The organism is Microbacterium testaceum (genome assembly GCF_003075375.1).
Taxonomy (GTDB): Bacteria; Actinomycetota; Actinomycetes; order Actinomycetales; family Microbacteriaceae; genus Microbacterium; species Microbacterium testaceum_E.
Genome location: NZ_QDFT01000006.1, coordinates 28290 through 48565 on the forward strand (window position 1 = coordinate 28290; position 20276 = coordinate 48565).

The 20276-nt window shown below is 71.1% G+C and carries 20 protein-coding genes; 12 read left to right on the forward strand and 8 right to left on the reverse strand.

Annotated features, from left to right (window positions below):
* Nucleotides 1-110: 110 nt before the first annotated feature.
* Nucleotides 111-653: an SRPBCC family protein gene (locus DC432_RS03715; RefSeq protein WP_116536738.1), complete on the forward strand. Its 543-nt coding sequence runs from the start codon at nt 111-113 to the stop codon at nt 651-653.
* A 7-nt stretch (nt 654-660) separates the two neighbouring features.
* On the opposite strand, the gene mnhG is transcribed toward DC432_RS03715, so the two are convergent.
* The 7 genes from mnhG to DC432_RS03750 all read right to left on the reverse strand — a co-directional run bounded on the left by mnhG (nt 661) and on the right by DC432_RS03750 (nt 8125).
* A complete protein-coding gene (gene mnhG / locus DC432_RS03720; protein ID WP_116536739.1) occupies nt 661-1041 on the reverse strand; it encodes a monovalent cation/H(+) antiporter subunit G in 381 nt (126 codons plus the stop codon).
* Entirely contained in the window at nt 1038-1304 is a 267-nt protein-coding gene (locus DC432_RS03725; RefSeq protein WP_116536740.1) for a monovalent cation/H+ antiporter complex subunit F, read from the reverse strand. Before DC432_RS03725 ends, mnhG begins: the two co-directional genes overlap by 4 nt.
* A complete protein-coding gene (locus DC432_RS03730; RefSeq protein WP_108317435.1) occupies nt 1301-1909 on the reverse strand; it encodes a Na+/H+ antiporter subunit E in 609 nt (202 codons plus the stop codon). Before DC432_RS03730 ends, DC432_RS03725 begins: the two co-directional genes overlap by 4 nt.
* Nucleotides 1906-3462 carry a Na+/H+ antiporter subunit D gene (locus DC432_RS03735; protein ID WP_116536741.1) on the reverse strand — a complete coding sequence of 519 codons (1557 nt, stop codon included), beginning with the start codon at nt 3460-3462 and terminating at the stop codon, nt 1906-1908. The genes DC432_RS03730 and DC432_RS03735 overlap by 4 nt, the downstream gene beginning before the upstream one ends.
* A complete protein-coding gene (locus tag DC432_RS03740; RefSeq protein ID WP_108317433.1) occupies nt 3459-4055 on the reverse strand; it encodes a Na(+)/H(+) antiporter subunit C in 597 nt (198 codons plus the stop codon). The genes DC432_RS03735 and DC432_RS03740 overlap by 4 nt, the downstream gene beginning before the upstream one ends.
* Nucleotides 4052-6979: a Na+/H+ antiporter subunit A gene (locus DC432_RS03745; RefSeq protein WP_116536742.1), complete on the reverse strand. Its 2928-nt coding sequence runs from the start codon at nt 6977-6979 to the stop codon at nt 4052-4054. Before DC432_RS03745 ends, DC432_RS03740 begins: the two co-directional genes overlap by 4 nt.
* 96 nt (nt 6980-7075) lie before the next feature.
* Entirely contained in the window at nt 7076-8125 is a 1050-nt protein-coding gene (locus DC432_RS03750) for a LacI family DNA-binding transcriptional regulator (RefSeq protein WP_116536743.1), read from the reverse strand.
* A gap of 77 nt (nt 8126-8202) precedes the next feature.
* On the opposite strand from DC432_RS03750, the gene DC432_RS03755 reads away from it, so the two are divergent.
* The 6 genes from DC432_RS03755 to DC432_RS03780 all read left to right on the forward strand — a co-directional run bounded on the left by DC432_RS03755 (nt 8203) and on the right by DC432_RS03780 (nt 15625).
* Complete coding sequence (locus DC432_RS03755; protein ID WP_116536807.1) at nt 8203-9444, forward strand: MFS transporter; 1242 nt, start codon at nt 8203-8205, stop codon at nt 9442-9444.
* Nucleotides 9445-9453: 9 nt separating this feature from the next.
* Nucleotides 9454-10152 carry an endonuclease NucS gene (gene nucS / locus DC432_RS03760; protein ID WP_116536744.1) on the forward strand — a complete coding sequence of 233 codons (699 nt, stop codon included), beginning with the start codon at nt 9454-9456 and terminating at the stop codon, nt 10150-10152.
* Between the two features lie 395 nt (nt 10153-10547).
* Nucleotides 10548-11636, forward strand: a complete 1089-nt coding sequence (locus tag DC432_RS03765; protein WP_133177877.1) for a helix-turn-helix transcriptional regulator — start codon at nt 10548-10550, stop codon at nt 11634-11636.
* Between the two features lie 10 nt (nt 11637-11646).
* Complete coding sequence (locus DC432_RS03770) at nt 11647-12339, forward strand: HAD hydrolase-like protein (RefSeq protein ID WP_116536808.1); 693 nt, start codon at nt 11647-11649, stop codon at nt 12337-12339.
* Nucleotides 12332-13522 (forward strand): hypothetical protein, encoded by a 1191-nt coding sequence (locus DC432_RS03775; RefSeq protein WP_116536746.1) that lies wholly within the window; start codon nt 12332-12334, stop codon nt 13520-13522. Before DC432_RS03770 ends, DC432_RS03775 begins: the two co-directional genes overlap by 8 nt.
* A gap of 39 nt (nt 13523-13561) precedes the next feature.
* Nucleotides 13562-15625 (forward strand): bifunctional lysylphosphatidylglycerol flippase/synthetase MprF, encoded by a 2064-nt coding sequence (locus DC432_RS03780; RefSeq protein WP_116536747.1) that lies wholly within the window; start codon nt 13562-13564, stop codon nt 15623-15625.
* A 55-nt stretch (nt 15626-15680) separates the two neighbouring features.
* Here DC432_RS03780 and DC432_RS03785 read toward each other — a convergent pair whose 3' ends face one another.
* Nucleotides 15681-15887 (reverse strand): cold-shock protein, encoded by a 207-nt coding sequence (locus DC432_RS03785; RefSeq protein WP_056225145.1) that lies wholly within the window; start codon nt 15885-15887, stop codon nt 15681-15683.
* Nucleotides 15888-16227: 340 nt separating this feature from the next.
* On the opposite strand from DC432_RS03785, the gene DC432_RS03790 reads away from it, so the two are divergent.
* The 5 genes from DC432_RS03790 to DC432_RS03810 all read left to right on the forward strand — a co-directional run bounded on the left by DC432_RS03790 (nt 16228) and on the right by DC432_RS03810 (nt 19999).
* A complete protein-coding gene (locus DC432_RS03790) occupies nt 16228-17040 on the forward strand; it encodes a ferritin-like domain-containing protein (protein WP_133177878.1) in 813 nt (270 codons plus the stop codon).
* Nucleotides 17041-17275: 235 nt separating this feature from the next.
* Complete coding sequence (locus DC432_RS03795) at nt 17276-17923, forward strand: GntR family transcriptional regulator (RefSeq protein WP_116536749.1); 648 nt, start codon at nt 17276-17278, stop codon at nt 17921-17923.
* A 9-nt stretch (nt 17924-17932) separates the two neighbouring features.
* Nucleotides 17933-18136, forward strand: a complete 204-nt coding sequence (locus DC432_RS03800) for a hypothetical protein (protein ID WP_116536750.1) — start codon at nt 17933-17935, stop codon at nt 18134-18136.
* Between the two features lie 4 nt (nt 18137-18140).
* On the forward strand, nt 18141-19448 hold the full coding sequence (locus DC432_RS03805; RefSeq protein WP_116536751.1) for a sensor histidine kinase: 1308 nt from the start codon (nt 18141-18143) through the stop codon (nt 19446-19448).
* Nucleotides 19445-19999, forward strand: a complete 555-nt coding sequence (locus DC432_RS03810) for a response regulator (protein WP_243393017.1) — start codon at nt 19445-19447, stop codon at nt 19997-19999. The genes DC432_RS03805 and DC432_RS03810 overlap by 4 nt, the downstream gene beginning before the upstream one ends.
* The last annotated feature ends 277 nt before the right edge of the window (nt 20000-20276 follow it).

The window sequence follows — 20276 nt, forward strand, 5'->3', positions numbered from 1 at the left end:
TCGTCGCACGCGCTGCTCGACGCGGTGCCGCCGTTCGATCGCGTCCGTCAAGACCCCGCGGGGCGACGGCATCCGCCCTCTACAGTCGAAGCATCCGACCGGAGGATGCCATGCCCGCCCGCAACACCCGCTTGATGCGCTGCACCCCCGACGACCTCTTCGCCGTGCTGTCCGACGGGTGGCTCTACCCCGTGTGGGTGGTCGGGGCGGCGCGCATGCGCGACGTCGACGGCGACTGGCCGCGCGAGGGCGCGCAGCTGCACCACTCCCTGGGCGTGTGGCCCGTGATGATCCACGACCAGAGCGAGATCGTCGAGTGGGATCCGCCGCGACGTATGCGGCTGCGGCCCGAGGCCGGCATCCTGGGCCGCGGCGTGTTGCGTATCGAGGCCCGCCCGCACCCGGTCGGCACCGCGGTGACCATCGTCGAAGAACCCGTCTCGGGGGCGGCGGCGATCCTGCCGTCCCTGCTGTGGAAGCCGCTGCTCGTGCTGCGCAACCACGAGTGCCTGAACCGCCTGGCCTTCCTCGCCGAGGGACGCCGTCAGGAGCGCGAGGCCCGCGAGCTGAACCATCGACGACAGACCCCGGACCCGGCCGAGGGGACGCCCTCGCCCCAGGCGCAGGAGGACGCGCGCGACGCCGACGTCTGAGCTCGGCTCAGCTCTCGGGACGCGTCTCGGCGCCGGTCGAACCCGGCTGCTCGGTGCGGTGCTGCAGCTCGTCGATGTAGAGACCCTCTTCATCGGTGGTGCGGTTGCGGTACGCGGCGCGGCCGACCATGTGAGCGGCGAGCGGGGCGGTCGCGAACTGGATGAGGACGATCGGGATGCCGAAGGCCACGACCGGCCACGCGCGGGCCGACAACGCGACGGCGATCACGACGACCAGAACACCGAGCACCTGCGGTTTGGTCGCCGCGTGCAGGCGCGTGGGGACATCGCGCCAGCGCAGCAGGCCGATGGTCGCGGTCAGGCAGAGCACCGCACCGATCAGCACCAGGATCAGCGCGACGGCGTCGAGAACGGCGTCGAGGGTCATCTCGGGTTCTCCTTGCGCGCGACGAAGCGGGCGACCGCGATCGAGCCGAACACACCGACCGCCGCGATGATGAGCATCGCCGGCAGCGAGCGCGTGTGATGGTTGATGACCATGTCGGCCCCCAGGATGCAGAGCACCTCGGTGAGCAGCACATCGGCGGCGACGGCGCGGTCCAGGATCGACGGGCCGATGACCAGGCGGATCAGAGCCAGGACGGCGGCGATGGCGAAGACCACCAGGATGACGGCGACGAGGGCGTTCACAGCAGGGTCCTCCCGTCGCGCGGGGTCTCGACGGCGTGGTGGGCGGAGCTGTCGGCGATGCGGGCGCGCAGCTCCTGCAGCTCTTCTTTCGAGCCGACCGCGCGCGTGATGCGCGCCTCCCACCCGAGCACCACGCGGCGCTGGTGCTCGGCATCCGCTTCGCTGCGCACCCCGATGGTGTGGAGGAACAGCGTGCGGTTCTCGCGATCGACGTCGACGATGAGGGATCCCGGGATGAGGGATGCCGTGACCGCCGTGTGCGCCATGATCACGTCGTCGTCGACGCGCAGGGGCACCGCGATGATCGCAGCCCCCGGCTGTCGGCGGAAGTCGAGCACCTGCCACGCCACGATCAGCGATCCCTTGACGACCGCGCCCAGGAACGTCACGACGAAGATCAGGCCGTACCAGAGATTGATGCGTCCCGACAGCTCGACCGGCGGCAGCCGGAAGACGCGCGTGACGAACACCGCCATGACCAGGCCCGTGATGACGGCGAGCCAGGTGAACTGCCCCCAGAGCAGCATCCACAGCGCCACCAGCCAGATCAGCAGGGGCAGCTGGTGCAGGAAGAGCGAGATCTGGGCTCGACGCGTGGGGCTCATTCTTCACCCGCCTGATCCTGCAGCTGCACCAGGGTGACGCCGTCGGCGATGCGCTCTCCGGCGCGCAGGCACGCGTCGAGCAGGGGGCCGGCGAACACGGTCAGTGCGATGGTGACGACCACCATGCCGGCGGTCGCCATCGTCATGATGCGCGGAGTGGTGCGCCGCTCGGTCGAGATCGCGGCAGCCGGGGCGTTGCCGAGGTAGGCGATGCGCTCGGTCGTCTCGGCCGAGTCGTCCTCTTCGCGCCAGAACGACAGGTTCCACGCGCGCATGAGCGCGTACAGCGTGAGGATCGACGTCACGATACCGCCGACGATCAGCACCATCATCACCGGGGTCCCCACCTGGGCCGCGGCGTCGAACAGCGCGTACTTGCCGATGAAGCCCGAGAACGGCGGCAGACCGCCCAGGTTGATGGCCGGGATGAAGTAGAGCACGGCGAGCAGGGGTGCCGCCCGCATCAGGCCCTTGACCTTCAGGATCGAGGTGCTGCCCGCGCGGCGCTCGATGAGCCCCACCGCGAGGAACAGCGTCGTCTGCACGATGATGTGGTGGACGATGTAGTAGATCGTCGCGCCGATCGCGAGCGGGGTGTTGATCGCCAGCCCGAAGATCATGTAGCCGATGTGGCTGACCAGCGTGAACGACAGGATGCGTTTGAGCTCGGCCTGCGCCACGGCGCCCAGGATGCCGACGATCATCGTCGCGAGCGCGACCATCATCAGCATGAAGTTCAGGTCGTTGTCGACGAACAGCTGCGTCTCGGTCCGGATGATCGCGTAGACGCCGACCTTCGTCAGCAGGCCCGCGAACACCGCGGTCACCGGCGCCGGCGCCGTGGGGTACGAGTCGGGCAGCCAGAACGACAGCGGGAACACCGCCGCCTTGATGGCGAATGCGAGCAGCAGCATCACGTGGAGCACGGTCTGGATGTCCTGCGGCAGCTGCGCCATGCGCTCGCTGATCTGCACCATGTTGACGGTGCCGAGCGCGCCGTAGACCATCGCGATGGCGGCGAGGAAGAGGATCGACGACACCAGCGAGACGACGATGTAGACCACGCCCGTGCGGATGCGCGACTCGGTGCCGCCGAGCGTGATCAGCACGTACGAGGCGACGAGCAGGATCTCGAAGCCCACGTAGAGGTTGAACAGGTCGCCCGCGATGAAGGCGTTGAAGATGCCGGCGCCGAGGATGAGGTACGCCGGATAGAAGATCGAGACCGGGGTGTCCTCGTCGTTGTCGGCGGCACCCTGGCCGATCGAGAACAGCAGGACCGCCAGCAGCACGATGCTCGTGACCACCACCAGAAGCGCGGCCAGCACGTCGACGTAGAGCACGATGCCGAGCGGGATGTCCCACCCCGCGATCGCCACGGCGATCGGCCCGTTCGTGTCGACGGCGACCAGCAGCACCGCGCCGAGCACGAGCACCGTCACCAGCGAGGCGACGGACACGATGATCTGCACGCGCTTGCGGCGGCCGAACACCAGGTTGATCGCGGCACCGATGAGCGGGATGCCGACGAGCAGGGGCACGAGGGCGCTCACGAGCGATCACCGTCCTTCGGGTCGTTCGCGTCGTCGTCGGACACCGGAGCGTCGCGCTCGGGTGCATCGCGGCGCACCGCCACCCGGTCCACCGGGGCGTCGTTGACGAGCTGCGACAGGTCGCCCTGGTGCAGCACGCGGATGGGCGAGGCGACGTCGCCGACGAAGTCGGTCGTGACATCGTCGTCGTCCGAGCGGGCCTCGTCGTCCATCGCGTCGTCGGGCATCTGCGGGGTGCGCGCGCGCAGCGCCACGTCGTCGGCGTCGTCGACCACCGTGTCAGCCTGACCGAGCTGCCAGGAGCGGTAGATCAGCGCCAGCAGGAACGCCGAGATGCTGAACGTGATGACGATCGCGGTGAGTGTCAGAGCCTGCGGGAGCGCGTCGGACATGTCCGCGGCATCCGTCTCTCCTCCGTCGTAGAACGGCGCGCGGCCGGGGGCTCCCATGACGATGAGCAGCAGCAGGTTGGCGGCGTTGCCGAGCAGCAGGAAGCCGATCAGCACGCGGGTGAGGCTGCGCTCGAGCATCGCGTACACGCCGCACGCGAAGAGCACGGCCATCACGATGACCAGGACGAGGGAGATGCTCACGACTGCACCACCTCGGCATCCTCGGGCAGCTGCGACTGACGGTCGACCTCGGCGCCCAGGCTGCGCAGCACGTCGAGCACCAGGCCGATGACGACCAGGTAGACGCCGATGTCGAAGACCGTGCTGGTGACGAACTCCCAGTGGCCGATGAGCGGCAGCTCACCCTCGAACGTAAAGCTCTGCAGCGGCGCGAAGCCGAACAGCAGCGGCACGAGCGCGCACAGGACGGCGATCGCCATGCCCGCGCCGAGAAGTCGTCCGGCGTCGGTCGGGGCGGCCGCGCCGAGCTCCCACCGCCCACCGGCGATGTAGCGCATGACCAGACCGAGACCCGCGACCAGGCCGCCTGCGAAGCCGCCGCCGGGCAGGTTGTGGCCCGCGAACAGCAGGTACAGCGACACGATCATCACCGAGTGGAACAGCACGCGGATGACGATCTCGAGCAGGATCGAGCGGTTCTCGGGCTGCACCTTGGCGCCCGAGACCAGCCAGGCGCGCGGCGCCCCGGTCTCGCCGACCCGCTGGGCGCGCACGCCCGCGTCGGTCTCGACCAGCGGGCGACGGCGACCCAGACCCACGACGCTGCGAGCCGTGCCCGAGCGCCGGTTCAGGTTGTCGCTGCGGTCGGTGATGAAGACGAGGGATGCCACGCCCGTCGCGGCCAGGATGAGCACCGACAGCTCGCCCATCGTGTCCCACCCGCGCAGATCGACCAGGGCGACGTTGACGACGTTGCGGCCGTGTCCGATCTCGTACGCCAGGGGCGGCCACTCGAGCGAGATGGGGAGATCTTGACGGGCTCCGGTCGCCACGATCGCGACGAGGGCCATGATCAGGCCGACGCCCGCACCGAGCACCGCTCGGGCCAGCGGGGCGACGGACTCGTTGTGCTCGCCCATGCGGGCGGGCAGCCGGCGCAGCACGAGGGCGAAGACGACCAGTGTCACCGTCTCGACGAGCACCTGGGTGAGGGCGAGGTCGGGAGCCCCGCTGGTGGCGAAGAGCACGACGAGGCCCAGGCCCGTGACCGAGACGAGCGCGACACCGGTGTAGCGCTTGCGGGCCCGCACGGCCAGGATGCCGGCGGCGATCATGAGCGGAGCCGCGATCAGCTGCGCGGGAGACTGCCAGGCGTCGAGCTGCGCACGCCACTCCCGCGACGACAGCAGGGCGACACCCTCGGCCGCGACCAGGACGATGAAGATCGTGCCGACGTAGAAGGGCAGCGAGCCGCGCTGGAACCGGGCGGTCACCCACTCGGACGTGAAGTCGACGCCGCGCAGCGCACCGTTGTACGCGTCGTTGGCGGTGAAGGGCAGCACACGACGACGCTTGTGCAGCTGCGTCCTGCGGACGCCCCAGAACACCGCAGCACCGAGGGCGAGCGTGCCGAGCGAGATGAACAGGGCGGGCTCGAGACCGTGCCAGAGCGCCAAGTGGTACGGGTAGTCGGGTGCCTCGAGGCCGGGCGTCGCCTCGGGCAGGCCGTCGGCGTAGGGCGTCAACCACACGTCGACGACGGGGGCGATCAGGCCGAGCACGAGCGAGCCGCCGGCCAGCAGCACGGGTGCCGACAGGAATCCGATCGGCGGGTCGGGCCACTCGGTCTCGTCGACGTCGCGCTTGGTCCAATACGCCCCCCAGAGGAAGCGGATGCCGTACCCCGCCGTGAGCGCCGAGCCGACCACGATGCCGATGAGCGCCACGATGCCCCACGCCGCACCCTGCTCCGCCTCGTGCAGCAGCGCGGTCAGCGCGGTCTCTTTCGCGACGAATCCGAGGGTCGGGATGACGCCGGCCATCGAGGCGATGGCGATGAACGAGGCGGTGGCCATGACGGGCGCCTGACGGCCCAGCCCCGAGAGCTGGCCGATGTCGCGGGTGTTCAGCTGGCGGTCGATCACGCCGACGACCAGGAACAGGCACGACTTGAAGAGGGCGTGGCTCAGCAGCAGGGCGACGCCGGCCAGCGCCGCGTCGCGCGTGCCGTACCCGAGCATGACGGTGAGGAAGCCCAGCTGACTGACGGTGCCGAAGGCGAGGATGCGCTTGAGGTCGCGCTCGCGCAGCGCCTGGAACCCGCCCAGCAGCATGGTGAAGACGCCGAGGGTGATGAGCGTCGGCCGCCAGAACGGCGTCTCGGCGAAGCCCGGCGCGAGGCGGGCGATGAGGTAGATGCCCGCCTTGACCATGGCGGCGGCGTGCAGGTACGCGCTGACCGGCGTGGGGGCGGCCATCGCGCCGGGGAGCCAGAAGTGGAAGGGGAAGATCGCGGACTTGCTGAGGGCCCCGACCAGCAGCAGGAGGACGGCGATGTCGACCACCGTGCCGGTGGGCGGGTCGGCGAGGATCGCCTCGAGGCTCGAGGTCCCCGCCTGCACGACCATCAGCACGACGCCGATCAGCATGACGAGACCGCCCAGAGTGGTCACCAGCAGTGCCTGCAGCGCCGCTCGGCGGCTGGCCGCGCGGGCGTGGTAGTACCCGATGAGCAGGTACGACAGGACGCTCGTCGCCTCCCACAGCATGACGAGCACGACGATGTCGTCGGTCAGCACGAGGCCGTACATCGCGCCGGCGAAGGCCAGCAGAACCGCCGAGAACTGTCCGACGCCCTGGGTCTTGCCGCGGAAGTACCAGCGGCAGTAGAGCATGACGAGCGCTCCGACCCCGGTCACGACGAGGGTCAGCAGCCACCCGAGGACGTCCATCCGCATCGAGAGCGAGACGTCGATGGCGGGGATCCAGCGGTATTCCTCGAACGGAATGTCACCCGCGAACACGGCGGGAGCGAGCAGGAGGGCGTGGACGAACGCCAGGGCCGGGAGGACGGCGGCGACGAAGAAGGCACGGGCGCCGATTCGCGAGACGAGCCACGGGAGGAGCAGCGGCAGAGCCGCGAAGGCGCCCAGGAACAGCAACATGTTCGGGCCTCCTCGGGGTCGACGAGCGGGTGCTCGGGCTCTCGGGGTGTCGGACCTATTCTATGCGGCGCATGGGAGTCCCCGCGCCGCGGATTCTCATGTGCTAGGCGGGGCGGCCGTGGTGGTGCCCTCGCGGAAGGTGCACGACAGGTCGAGACTGGACGGCGCGGCGTCCTCGAGCATCGCGGCGACGGCCTCGCCGGCCGCGCGTCCCTTGGCGGTCGCGGGCTGCACGAGCGTCGTCAGCACATGGGGCGCCAGGCCGTCCACGACCACACCGTCGAAGCCGGTCACGCTGACGTCCTCCGGCACGCGCAGCCCCGCCTCTTCGGCCGCCCGGATGACGCCGGCCGCCAGCAGGTCGCTCTGCGCGATCACCGCCGTGGGACGACGGCCGGGATCGGCGAAGATCGCCCGCCCGGCGATCGCGCCCTCGTCGATCGAGCTCGTGGCCGCGGCCATCGCGGGAGCGTGGGGGAAGACATCGCGCGCTCCCGCGAGACGGTCCGCCGTGACGTCGACCCGGATCCGGGCGTCGTCGGCGATCCAGCCGCGGTGGCGGGAGGTGTCGATGGGCAGCGTCACCAGGACGACGTCGCGGTGGCCGAGCGCCGCGACGTGCCGCGCCGCCGTCCGCTGCGCCTCGACGTTGTCGAGAAGCACCCGCGGGATCCCCTCACCCGCGTCGCCCTCGACGACGACCACGGGGATGCCGCGACCCCGCACGATCTCGAGCGATTCCCGCATGCGCGGGCTGCAGCCGATCAGAACGGCGGCGTCGATGGGTGCGGTGTGCAGCGAGGGTTCGCTCACGGTCACGCCATCGTCGCGGAGAAGCAGCAGGGCGGCGCCGAGACGAGAGACGCCGTCGGCGAGACCGTCCATCATGTGCGTGGTCACGGGGTCGAGGAAGGCGGTGCCCAGGTGCTGGTCGAACACGACGCCGACGATGCCGGAGCGTCCGCGGCGCAGCGAGGCCGCGCGCGGATCGGGTCCGGTGTAGCCCAGCGCCTGTGCGGCTGCCAGGACGCGGGAGCGCACGTCGGCCGAGGTGGGCGTCTTGCCGCTGAAGACCACGGAGGCGGTCGAGGGCGAGACGCCCGCTTCTCGGGCGACGTCGCTGATGGTCGCGCGGCGGGTGCTCACCGGCTGATGGTAACCCGCGCCGCCGCGCTTTCCGAATCGATTCGATCGGCGTCGAATCGTTTCGCTACAGTGTGGTCATGCACTCCACGCTGACCCGCTCCCAGCTCGTGCGCTGGCACGTCGCGATCTGCGCCATCTTCCTCGCGAGCGGGCTCAGCATCTCGACCTGGGCGTCACGGGTGCCGCAGATCCGCGAGTCGCTCGGTATCGAGAACTCCGGGGTGGGCCTGCTGCTGCTCGGCATGGGCGTGGCATCCATCATCGGTCTGTCGGTGGCACCGGCCGTCATGGCGCGCATCGGCGCGCGATCCGGCATGCTCGTCGCGCTCGTGCTGGTGGGCATGGGCCTGGCGATCATCGGATTCGGCGCCGACACCGTGCAGGTCTTCGGCGTCGCGCTGGTGGGGCTGGCCCTCTTCGGCTTCGGCAACGGCGCGGTCGACGTGATGATGAACGTCGAGGGCGCCGCGCTCGAGAAGGCCACGGGGCGCACGATCATGCCGCTGCTGCACGCCTTCTTCAGCTTCGGCACCGTCATCGGCGCGGGTCTGGGCTTCGTCGCCGTGAGCCTGCGCATCCCGGTCGTGGCGCACTGCGTCGCGATGGGCGTCGTCATCCTCGTCGTCGCGTTCGTCGCCGTGGCCAACGTGCCGCGGACCGAGGCCGCCCTCGACGCCCCGGCCGACGAGGAGCGCCGGCACTGGCGCGAGCGGCTCGCCGTCTCGCTGCAGGCCTGGCGCGAGCCCCGCACCTACACCCTGGGCGTGATCATGCTCGGCATGGCCTTCGCTGAGGGCAGCGCGAACGATTGGCTCCCCTCGGCCGTCGTCTACGGTCACGGCGCGCCCGAAGAGGCCGGTCCCGCGGTACTGGCCGTGTTCTCGGTCGCGATGACCGTCGGACGCATCGCCGGCGGGCCGGTGGTCGATCGGCTGGGCCGCGTCCTCGTGCTGCGCGTGCTGGCCGGCACCGCAGCGGCGGGCCTGCTGCTGTTCATCCTCGCGCCGTTCGGTCCGCTGGTGTTCGTCGGTGCCGCCCTGTGGGGCCTCGGCGCGTCGCTCGGCTTCCCCATCGGCATGTCGGCGGCCGCCGACGACCCGGCCAAGGCGGCCTCGCGCGTCGCGGCTGCGGCGACCATCGGCTACGTCGCCTTCCTCTGCGGCCCGCCGATCCTCGGGTGGATCGGCGACCACATCGGCCTGCTGAACACCCTGCTCATCGTGGTCGGGTTGATCGTGGCATCCGGTCTCTTCTCGGGCGCGGCCAAACCGCTCGTGGTCGACGCCGCCCGCACCGCCGAGCCCGCGCGGCGCGATTAGGCTCGTCGGGTGCGTCTCGTCATCGCCCGTTGCTCCGTCGATTACACCGGCCGTCTCAACGCGCATCTGCCCCTCGCCACCCGTCTGCTCGTCCACAAGAACGACGGCAGTCTGCTGGTGCACTCCGACGGCGGCTCGTACAAGCCGCTCAACTGGATGAGCCCGCCCTGCAGCTTGACCCGCGAGCAGCCCGACGAGGTCGACGTCGAGGACGGCGTGATCGAACGGTGGCGCGTCACCCACGCCAAGACGGGCGACGCCCTGCTGGTGCGCATCCACGAGATCGTGCACGACACCGCTCACGACCTGGGAGTCGACCCGGGCCTGATCAAGGACGGCGTCGAGGCCGACCTGCAGCGTCTGCTCGCCGAGCAGGTGTCGGTCGTGGGCGACAACCTGACCCTCGTCCGCCGCGAGTATCCCACCGCCATCGGGCCCGTCGACCTGCTGCTGCGCAACGACGACGGCAGCGGAACGGTCGCGATCGAGGTCAAGCGCCGCGGCGACATCGACGGCGTCGAGCAGTTGACGCGCTACCTCGAGCTGCTCAACCGCGACCCGCTGCTCGCGCCGGTGAGGGGCGTGTTCGCGGCGCAAGAGATCAAGCCGCAGGCGCGCGTGCTCGCCACCGACCGCGGCATCCGCTGCCTCACCCTCGACTACGACGAGATGAAGGGCGTGCAGTCGGGCGCTCCGCGCCTGTTCTGAGCCCGGGGCCGGCATCCGGATGCCGCCGACCCGGCGCGTGCACCCGGAGCGAGCCGACCGCGCGAGGGCGCAGGGGGCGCCCCCGCACGGCCGACGTGTGAGCGGCCGACGTCCGCGTCGGCCGGAAGAGGAGTGGGCGGGGTCCCCGCCCCCCGGAGACCCCGCCGATCGCGGCATCCCCCGAAGCCGGATCCGTCACCACCCGAACAACGGCGACTGGCTTCGACGCTAGATCGCCGCGCGCCGACGCACCCGGCCGGAAGGCCGATCCGGACGCTTCCGGACGCTCGGACACGCGCCGGACGCGCCCCGGCGAGCCGTCCGCGCGCCCGGATCCGCTCGCTAGAGTGGCGCGAAGCGGACGACGCGGGGGCGAAGTCGCGTGAGGGGGAGACGTGACTGTTGTGCCGACGCCGGATGACGAGCCGGACTCCCTGGATCGGATCGCCGCGGATCTCGTCGCCCTCAAGGACGCGGACGGCTGTTCGTTCGCGCAGCTCGGTCGCCGCATCGGGGCTCTGCGCATCGAGCGGGGCGTCCCCGCCGAAGCGGCGTCGCCGCCGCGCAGCACCGTCTACGACGTCTTCCGTCCGGGCCGCACCTGGATCGACACCGCGCTCCTGCGCGACATCGTCCGCGCTCTCGGCGCCGACGAGGCCGAGGCCGACCGCTGGGTGCAGCGCAGCGTCCGGGTGCGGCGCAACGGCGAGCGCGCCCGATCCGAACCGGTCGAGGCCGATCCGCCCGCGCCGCCGGTGCCCGCCCGCCCCGCGACCGGGTCGACGCTGACGGCACCTGCGCCCCGGCGGTGGGTCACCGCGGTGCTGCTGGTCGGTGGCATCCTGCTCAACCTGCTCGGCCTCGCCGTGGTGCAGGCGCTGAACCTGCCGATCTTCCTCGACATGATCGGCACGGCGGCGACGGCGATCGTGCTCGGCCCGTGGCACGGTGCCGTCGTCGCGATCGTCAGCAACATGATGGGGGCAACGGTGGGGGTGCCGGCGGCTCCTCCTTTCGCGCTCGTGAACGTGGCCGGGGCGCTGGTGTGGGGCTTCGGCGTTCGGCGATTCGGCATGGGCGACGACATCCGACGCTTCTTCGTGCTGAACGTCATCGCCGCCCTCGTGTGCTCGGCGATCGGGGCGCCGATGGGGCTGCTGGTCTTCGGCGGCTTCTCGGGTCACGGCTTCGATGCGGTCACCTCGTCGATCGCCACGATGGGCGTGCCGCTCATCGCCGCGGTCTTCTCGGCGAACGTGCTCACCTCGCTCATCGACAAGCTGTTGACGGGATTCATCGCCCTCATCATCTTCGTGTGGCTGCACGGGGCACTGCACCTGTGCGCGGCCCATATGCCGTTGGTGGAACGTTTGAGTCCGCCCTCCCCCGCCCTCGACGCGTCGGGTCGAGGCGTGGGCGGATCGACGCGTTCCGGCCGCGCCCGCACCCGCACGGATCGACCCGGTCGGATGCCGCGCCGGTAGCGTGGTGCGCATGCCCGCACGCTCCCCCTTCTCCTGCGTCCTGTGGGACGTCGACGGAACACTCGTCGACGCCTCGGAGGGCATCCTCCGCCGACTGACGATCACGCTCGAGCACTTCGGCCGGACGCCGCCGACGCGGGGGGAGCTCTCGCGCTGGATCGGCCCGCCCATGTTCGAGTCGTTCCAGGTCAACGTCGACATGACGCCCGAGCAGGCGACCGAGGCCGTGGCCTTCTACCGCGACCTCAACCGCAGCGAGGGCTACACCGTCAGCGTGCGCCTCTACCCCGGAGTGGCCGACCTCGTCCACGACCTGCACGCCGCCGGCATCCCGCAGTCGACGGCGAGCTCGAAGCCCGAGGTGCAGGTGGTCGCGCTGATGGACCACTTCGGCCTGGCCCCCTCGCTCGAGGCCACGGTGGGCGCGTCGCTGGACGAGCGCGCCCTCTCGGCGAAGTCCGACATCGTCCGCGAGGCGCTGCGCCGACTCGAGGCCCAGGGTTGCGACATCTCGCGCCCCGTGCTGATCGGCGATCGCCATCACGACGTCGAGGGCGGACGGGATGCCGAGGTGCCGGTGATCTTCGTACGCTGGGGCTTCAGCTGGCCCCACGAGGCCGAGGGTGCCCAGGCGGCGGTCGACGACATCGACCAGCTGCGCGCGCTGCTGCTGGTGGACGCAGAAGTCTCGGTCGGTGACTGAGATCCCCTGGCTGGTGCCCGTGGCGATCGCCGCCGGCGTGGTCGCGCTGCTGGTGCTCGCCGTCGTCGTCGCGGTCCGGGTCGTCCGGCGCTCCCCGCGCATGCGAGCCGCGGCGAGCGCCGCGCGGGCCGAGGCGATCGTGGCGCTGGGTGAGCTCGACGACGCGGTCGACGACCTCGATGTCGCGTTCGAGGCGCTCGACGCGGTGGAGGCGGGCGATCTGCCGGCCGACCTGCGTCGAGCACGGGCGACGGCCCAGCGGACGCGGGACCGCGGTTTCTCCGACGTCCTCGACCTGTCGGGCGACACCTCGGTCGCGGCGTCGCGCCGCGACCGTGCGCGGCGGTTCGCTCAGACGTTCCAGACGCAGACCGAGCGCGTCCAGGACGCTCGCGCGCAGCTGTCGACCTGGGCCCGGACGCACCGTGAGGCCGCCGACCTGCGCGCGGCCGCGCTGCGGCGACGCGATGCCGTCGTCGCCGCGTCCGGCGACCCGGCCCCCTTGCTCGCGACCCTGCGGGAACGATTCGACCCCGCGGACCGCAGCGAGGCGGAGCGGGCGGCGGAGGCGGCATCCCTCGCCCTCTCCGCGGTCGACGCCGCCCTCGAGCACGACGACGAGCAGCAGCTGATGGTCGCGACGCGAGCGCTCCGCCGCGCGGCGCGCTGCCTTCGGGCCGTCGAGGACGAGCACCGCATCGCCCTGCAGGCGGCCGAGAACGCCGCGGCCGAGATCGCCGCGGCACGCGCCGAGATGACGGATGCCGACACCGCCGCCGCCAGCCGGCCCGAGGCCTGCGCCCCCGACGCGACGGCGCGCCTGCGCACCGCGCGCGACGAACTCGACGCCGCCGCCACCCGGTCGGCGCGCCGGCCGCGCGAGGCGGTCGCCGTCGTGGCCCGTGTCCGTGCCGAGCGCGACCGCGCGGTCGGTGAGGCCCTCACCCCGCGCCGCCGCCTCGAGGCCGCGCGTGCCGCGCTTCCGGGAACCCTCGCCTGCGCGCGGGCGGCCCTGGCCACCGCCGAGGCACGAGATGCGGCCGATGGCATCCACCCGCCGATCGCGCGGCGTCTGCAGCTCGAGGACGCCCGGCGACGCCTGGCGGTCGCGCGGGCCGAGACCGACGCCGCGCCGGCGCTCGAGGCGGCCCGCGCCGCGTGGCGGGCCCTCGCCGACGACTGACCCTGCGGCGCGACGCGGGTGTGCCCTATCGTGGGCGGCATGGGGCGGGACGGTGCGGCGGTGCGGCTGCGTCTGCTCGTGCGGCGCGTTCCGGTCACCCTCGGTCTCGGCGTCGTGCTGCTGCTGGTCGGGGTCTTCTCGGGTGGACTGTGGACGCCGTTCGAGGCATCGGATGCCTTCGTACAGGTCGCCTACGGCCTGCCCGCCTTCGCGGAGGGACGGTGGTGGACCCCCTTCACCGGGACGTTCTTCGTCTCGCAGCCGTGGGTATACCTCGCGGGCGTCCCGGTGCTGGTCGCGATGGCCTTCCTCGAATACCGTCGCGGCTCCCGCGTCACCGCGGCGCTCTTCGCGATCGGTCAGCTCTTCTCGGTGCTCGCGGCGGCGGGCCTGCTCTGGGTCGGCGCGCTGCTGCCCTGGTCGTGGGCGCAGGAGCAGGCGACGGCCCTCGACGTCGGCCCCTCGGGCGGGATGTTCGCGTGCGTGGCCGGCGCCCTCGTCCTGCTGCCGTCGCCCTGGCGATTGCGCGCCTGGACGGTCCTCATCGCCGTGCTGTCGGTCGCGTTCGTCTACTACGGGTCTCTGCCCGACCTCGAGCACGTCCTCGCGGTCGGCCTGGTCCTCGCCGTCGATCGGTCGCTGCGTCCGCAGCGGGTGAGCGTCCGCGAGCAGCGACTGCTCGCCTTCGTCATCGTGTGCGCGCTGGGCGCGATCGAGATCCTCGGCTACGTCGCGCCGATGACCGGTCCGTTCGGCTACTCCGCCGCCGTCTCGGGCTCGTGGGTCGACGTCGCCGTCAACACCGCGATCGTGCTCGTCGTCGCCACGGCGCTGCGTCGCGGGCGCCGGTGGGCGTGGGTGGTGGTGCTGATCTACAGCGCGCTCAACCTCGCCCTGATCGTCCTGCTCATCGGCATCCTGGTCCTCATCGGCGTGACGGGCCTCGAGGGCGACCTGGATGCCGACGTCACCAGCGTGCTCGCCTCGTCACTGCTGTGGGTGCTGGCGTCGGTGTACTTCGTGCTGGTGCGGTCGGCCTTCCGCGCCCGCCCGAAGGTCGCCCTGGGTGATGCGCCCGCGCCGGCCGTCGGCGACGTGAAGGACGAGCTGCGCGCCTCCGGCGGCGGCACCCTGTCGTGGATGACCACCTGGGAGGGCATGACCTACGCCCGTTTCGGCCGCGGGATCGTGGCGTATCAGCGGCGTTCCGGCGTCGCCCTCGCCCTGGCCGATCCCCTCGGTCCGGCGGACACCCGCGCCGACACCGTCCGCGCGTTCGTCCGCGCTGCCGAGACCGCCGGTCTCGCGCCCTGCTTCTTCAGCGCCGGTGCCGAGACGCGCGACGCCGTCCCCGAGGGGTGGCGCAGCATCGTCGTCGCCGACGACACCGTGGTCGATCTGCCGGGGCTGCGCTTCACCGGCAAGGCGTGGGGAGCCGTGCGCACCTCGCTCAACCGGGCCGAGCGCGAGGGCATGACCTTCCGTCTCTCGCGGTGGGATGCCGAACCCTGGGGCGTCCGCCAACAGCTCCGGGCGATCTCCGAGAGCTGGGTCGGCGACAAAGGCCTGCCCGAGATGGGCTTCACGCTCGGCACCCTGCACGAGGCGGGCGACCCCGAGGTGCGTCTGGCTCTGGCCATCTCACCCGCGGGCGACGTCGACGGGTTCCTGTCGTGGTTGCCCGTCTACGGCCAGGACGGCGTGCGCGGATGGACGCTCGACCTCATGCGTCGACGGGACGGCGGCTTCGGACCCGTCATGGAGTACCTGATCGGCTCGTCCGCCCAGCAGTTCTCCGCCGAGGGAGCGCAGGTCATGTCGCTGTCGGGTGCGCCCCTGGCGCACGAGTATCCGGTGGATGCCGGGGTCATCGCCGATCTGCAGACGCGCCTGGCCGACATCCTCGAGCCGGTCTACGGCTTCGCCTCGCTGCACCGCTTCAAGCAGAAGTTCCACCCGCGCTACGAGACCATGTACCTGCTCTACCGCGACGAGGCGGACCTGACCCGCATCGGCGCAGCGCTGACGCGGGCGTTCCTGCCGAACGCCACCCTGCGCCAGTTCGCGGCGGCGGGGGTCGATCTGGTGCGGCACGAACGATGAACCCCGACGCATCGTCGATGCGCCGGGGTTCGTGCCGAGCGGGCTCGGCGGAAGATCAGAGGGGGCGGATGTTTTCGGCCTGCAGGCCCTTGGGGCCCTGCGCGACCTCGAATTCGACGCGCTGGTTCTCTTCGAGCGAGCGGTAACCGCCGGACTGGATCGCGCTGTAGTGCGCGAAGACGTCCTGGCTGCCGTCATCGGGAGCGATGAAGCCGAAGCCCTTCTCCGAGTTGAACCACTTGACCGTGCCCTGCGTGCTCATGGTGATGCCGTTTTCCGCTTGAGCCGGCACCGTGCGCACCGGACTGTGAGCCCCACGGTAACCGCGATGGCCTGTCTGCGCACGACTCCGTGACATAAACGTTGCGAGTGGTGACACGTCGACCCTCGCGCAGGACGTATGCGGTGTCGGCGGCTCGTCGAAACACCTCGGCCGTGCGGTGGACGGGGGCATCCGAACGGCGGTCGGATCCGCCCGCGTCGATCGCGCCGCGCGCGGAGTCCGGGGGTTCTCGACGTGCTCGCGCATGGTGGGCCGCCTTCGTACCGGCTGGCGCACGGATCGGAGCGACGGTGCGGACAATGCCTGCGAGACTGGCGCGATGATGTCATCCGCACCCACGGCGATCAGCGACGACGTCTTCGAGCGATGGGTGCGCCACTTCGCCGACAACCGCGTCGCGCACGCGGAGATCGAGGCTCGGATCGACGGGAACGCGCCGGCGCATCTCCCCGAGCACGCTCGGCAGGCGCTCGTGAGGTCGTTTCAGAGATTCGAGCTGGGAGAGGGCGGCGACGGTGTTCATCTGCTGAGAAAGGCGGGGAGTCGTGGCGCCCTTCAACAGGAAGCACTGAGGATGCTGGTCGCTGAGGAGCAGAAGCATTCGGCGCTCTTCCGACGCGGCCTGCACCGATTGAAGGCTTCCCCCCTGTCCAGTCATTGGTCCGACCGGGTCTTCACACGGCTACGCCGTTCTCTGGGGTTGCGCACCGAATTGGCGTTGTTCCTCACCGCGGAGGCTGTCGCAATGCCCTACTTCGTCGTCCTCTCACGATCCGCACCCGATGAGGTGATCAGGGGGATCGGCACTCGGATCGCCCTCGACGAGGAACACCACCTCGCCTTCCAGATCGATCAGTTGAAGCAACAACTCGCGTCGCGGACGCTCCCCGTCCGCGCGCTCGTATTCATCGCATGGTGGTGCGTCGCCGTCGGAGCCGCGACCGTCGTCGCTGTCGACCACGGTCCGGCGCTTCGCGTGTGCGGAATGCCGGTGAGGGTGTATTGGGGGGCGGCGCTGCGATCTTTTCGCCGCGCGGCCGCAGCATCTCTCAGCCGCGATCTCGTCGCGCCCGCTGGGCGAGCGTCCACAGCAGGCGTCGTCGAAGAATCCGAGGGGCCGCGCCACGGATAGGTTGAGCGTCATATCCTCATCGGCGCAGCGGTTGCGGGGTCCCCCCCCGAGCCCATACGACGCCCGGGCTGAGCAAAGCTCGAAGCCCGGGCGTCGACGGATCCCCCCGGATATGTCACGCGAGGCGTGACGGCGATCACTTTACCGGCGCCAGACCTCTCGCGCGACACGAAAACGAAGAATCAGCCAACTCTGTCCAGGTTCTGTGATAACCGGGGGCCGTAAACTCCCGCTGATGGATGGTCGGCGTCGTGCTTCGGCCCTCGTCGACGATGCCTACCGGCAGCTCGGCGAGGCCATCGTCGACGGTCGACTGCAGCCGGGCGACCGGCTGCGCGACGTGGAGCTGGCCGTGCTCATGGGCATCTCGCGGACACCCGTGCGCGAGGCCTTGCAGCGTCTGGAGCGCATCGGTCTGGTCGAGGTGGCCGCGAATCGCTACACCCGCGTCGCCGCGCTGAGCGACCGTGCCCGCCGCGACATGCGCGAGTACGCCGCCCACACGATCGGGGGAGCGCTGCGCGTCGCCGTCGAGCGCGCCGCGGACGACGACCTCGTCGAGACCGCGCGACGCCTCGACGACATGCGCGACGCGCCGACATCGACGGCGTACGTCGACGCGATCCTCGGCCTGTATGCGCACGTCGTCGACGCGTCGGGCAACGTCGTCTTCGCGAAGGCGCTCGACCAGACCGACCTCGTCCTGCGCCGCAATCTCGAGGGCTGGCAGAGCATCGACGGTGAGACGCGCGCTCCCCTGTTCGCGACCCTGCGGGAGCAGATCCTCTCGCGCGACGCCAACGGTGCGACCTGGAGCTTCCTCTCCCTGCACGGTTTCGACTGGTCGCACAAGCACGCGGACGACGACCCGACCTCCGGCTAGCGTGACCGCATGCCCCGCATCGATCTTCGTGACGACGACGCCACCACCACTGAGGCCCTCCGTCAGCTCGTCGCCCGTGAGGCCGAGCGCCCCCTCTACGTCCATGTCGCGGGCGATCGCGACGCGCATGATGAACTCGCCCGCCTCGGCTTCGTGGAACACGGGCGCGACGGAGACGACGTCGTCTACGTCCTGCCGCCGACGCTAGAGTGACGCGGTGCCGACGAGCGACGACGAACAGGACCGCGAGCCGGTCGACGCCCCGGAGTTCACGCGTCTGCTGAGCCGACCGCGTTCGATGCTCGTCTTCGTCGCGATCGTCTTCGTCGTCACGACCGTTCAGGCCATGGCGAACCCGTTCGGCGCCATCATCACGGACGATTACACCTGGGACTACCGCCTGCCCCTGGCCGTGGTCGTCGCCGTGGTGATCGCCGGGTGCGCCGCCCAGAGTGCGCTGCTGCTGCTGTCCGCGCGGGCGCCCGTCGTCGCCGTGCTCGGGACGACCGTCTGCTACCTCGGTCTGATCGTCGGAGTCGACGTCCCCCGCTGGCTCACCGGCATGGCGCTCGTGGTCGCCGTCGCCGCATTCTTCCTCGCCGTGCACCGCCGGGCGCTGCCCACGATCGCGACGACGGCGATGGCGATCGCCCTGGCGTGCGCCGTGATGTTCTCGTACGCCGTCGGGGCCGGCCTCCCTCTCCGTGCCGCCTGGGGGTACACCCTCGCGGACGGTCTGGCCTTCGCCGCCCCCGTCATCGGGGGTGCGGCGCTCGGTGCCTGGTGGGCGGGGCGCATGCGCCGGCTGCGACGGGCCAGCGCGCAGGTCGCGGCCGCGGCCCGTGAGCACGAGGCCGAAGTCGAGCGCGCCAAGGCGCTCGAGCGCGCGCGTATCGCCCAGGAACTGCACGACGTCGCCGGCCAGCACCTCGCCGGTCTGCTGTCGCTCGCCGACGCCGCCGTCGAGATCGAGCTGCTCGACGCCGCACAGGCGGCATCCCTCATCGAAGAGATGCGGGCCGAGGGCCGATTCGCCTCGGCGAGCCTGTACGCCGCGCTCCGCGACCTCCGCGCCGAGAGCGGATCGCACGCCGAACCCACGCGCGACCTGCGAGCGCTCGACGACCTCGTCGCCTATTGGACGGATCGCGGGATGAGGGTGGTCCTTCGCGTCCACGCGCCCGTCGACGATGTTCCGGCGATGGTCTCGACGACGGCTTACCGCGTCGTGCAGGAGGCCTTGACGAACATCTGCAAGCACGCCGCCGGATCCGAGGCCGCCATCGATGTGCGCGTCGGCCCGAGAACCATCCGGGTCAGCGTCGGGAACGCCCCGGGTCGCTCGGTCGCCACCGGCGACCACCCCCGCGGCCTGGGGTGGGGACTGACGGGGCTCGCGGAACGCGTCGAGCTGCTGCACGGCACGTTCCAGGCGGGGCCCTCACCGTACGGCGACGGGTGGCTGGTCGTCATGGAGGCACCGGTGTCGATCGACGAGGGCGCCGTACGCGCGCAGCGCGCATGACCGCCGCCGCTGCCGACATCGGCGTGCTGATCGTCGACGACAACCGCACCGTGCGTCGCGGCATCCGTCTGCGACTCGAGAACGCCTCCGGCATCCGCGTCGCCGGAGAAGCCGCGAACGGCCCCGACGCCATCGTGCGCGCTCGGGCCGAGAACGCCGACGTGGTGTTGATGGACCTGCACATGCCGGGGATGAGCGGCATCGAGGCGACCCGCATCATCACGTCGGAGAATCAGGGATGCCGCGTCATCCTGCTCACCAGCGAGGTGTCCGACGCGTTCGTGCTGGACGCCCTCGAGGCGGGCGCGAGCGGCTACCTGCTCAAGGGTCATGACAGCGACCAGTTGCTCCCCGTGATCCGCGGGGCGGCGGCGGGCACGGCGACCATCTCGCCGCGGGTCGCCCCGCGCCTGATCCGCGAGCTGCGCGAGGCGCGGCCGCTGCCCGCGGCGCCCGACGAGGTGTCGTTGCTGACCGCGGCCGAGACCCGCGTGGTCGCGTTGCTCAGCAGCGGGGTGACGGCCACCGAAGAGATCGCGCGGCATCTGTAGGTCTCGATCAACACCGTGCGCAGTCAGACGGCATCCGCCCTGCGAAAACTCGGCCTGTCCGACCGCACGCAGCTCGCGCTGTGGGGCGCACGCAATGGACTGCAGCGCCGCGATCCGTCGTCCATTCGGACGAATTCCTGAGCCCGCTCTCGCTCGCGCGCCGCAAAAACAGCGCGGGCTCCGCCCGCCTTCGCGCAACCCCTCTTCCTCCGGTGCGTCGAACCCGGAAGACTGCACCCACAGCGCGCGTGACGACTCCGCCGCTGACGTCCGTGCG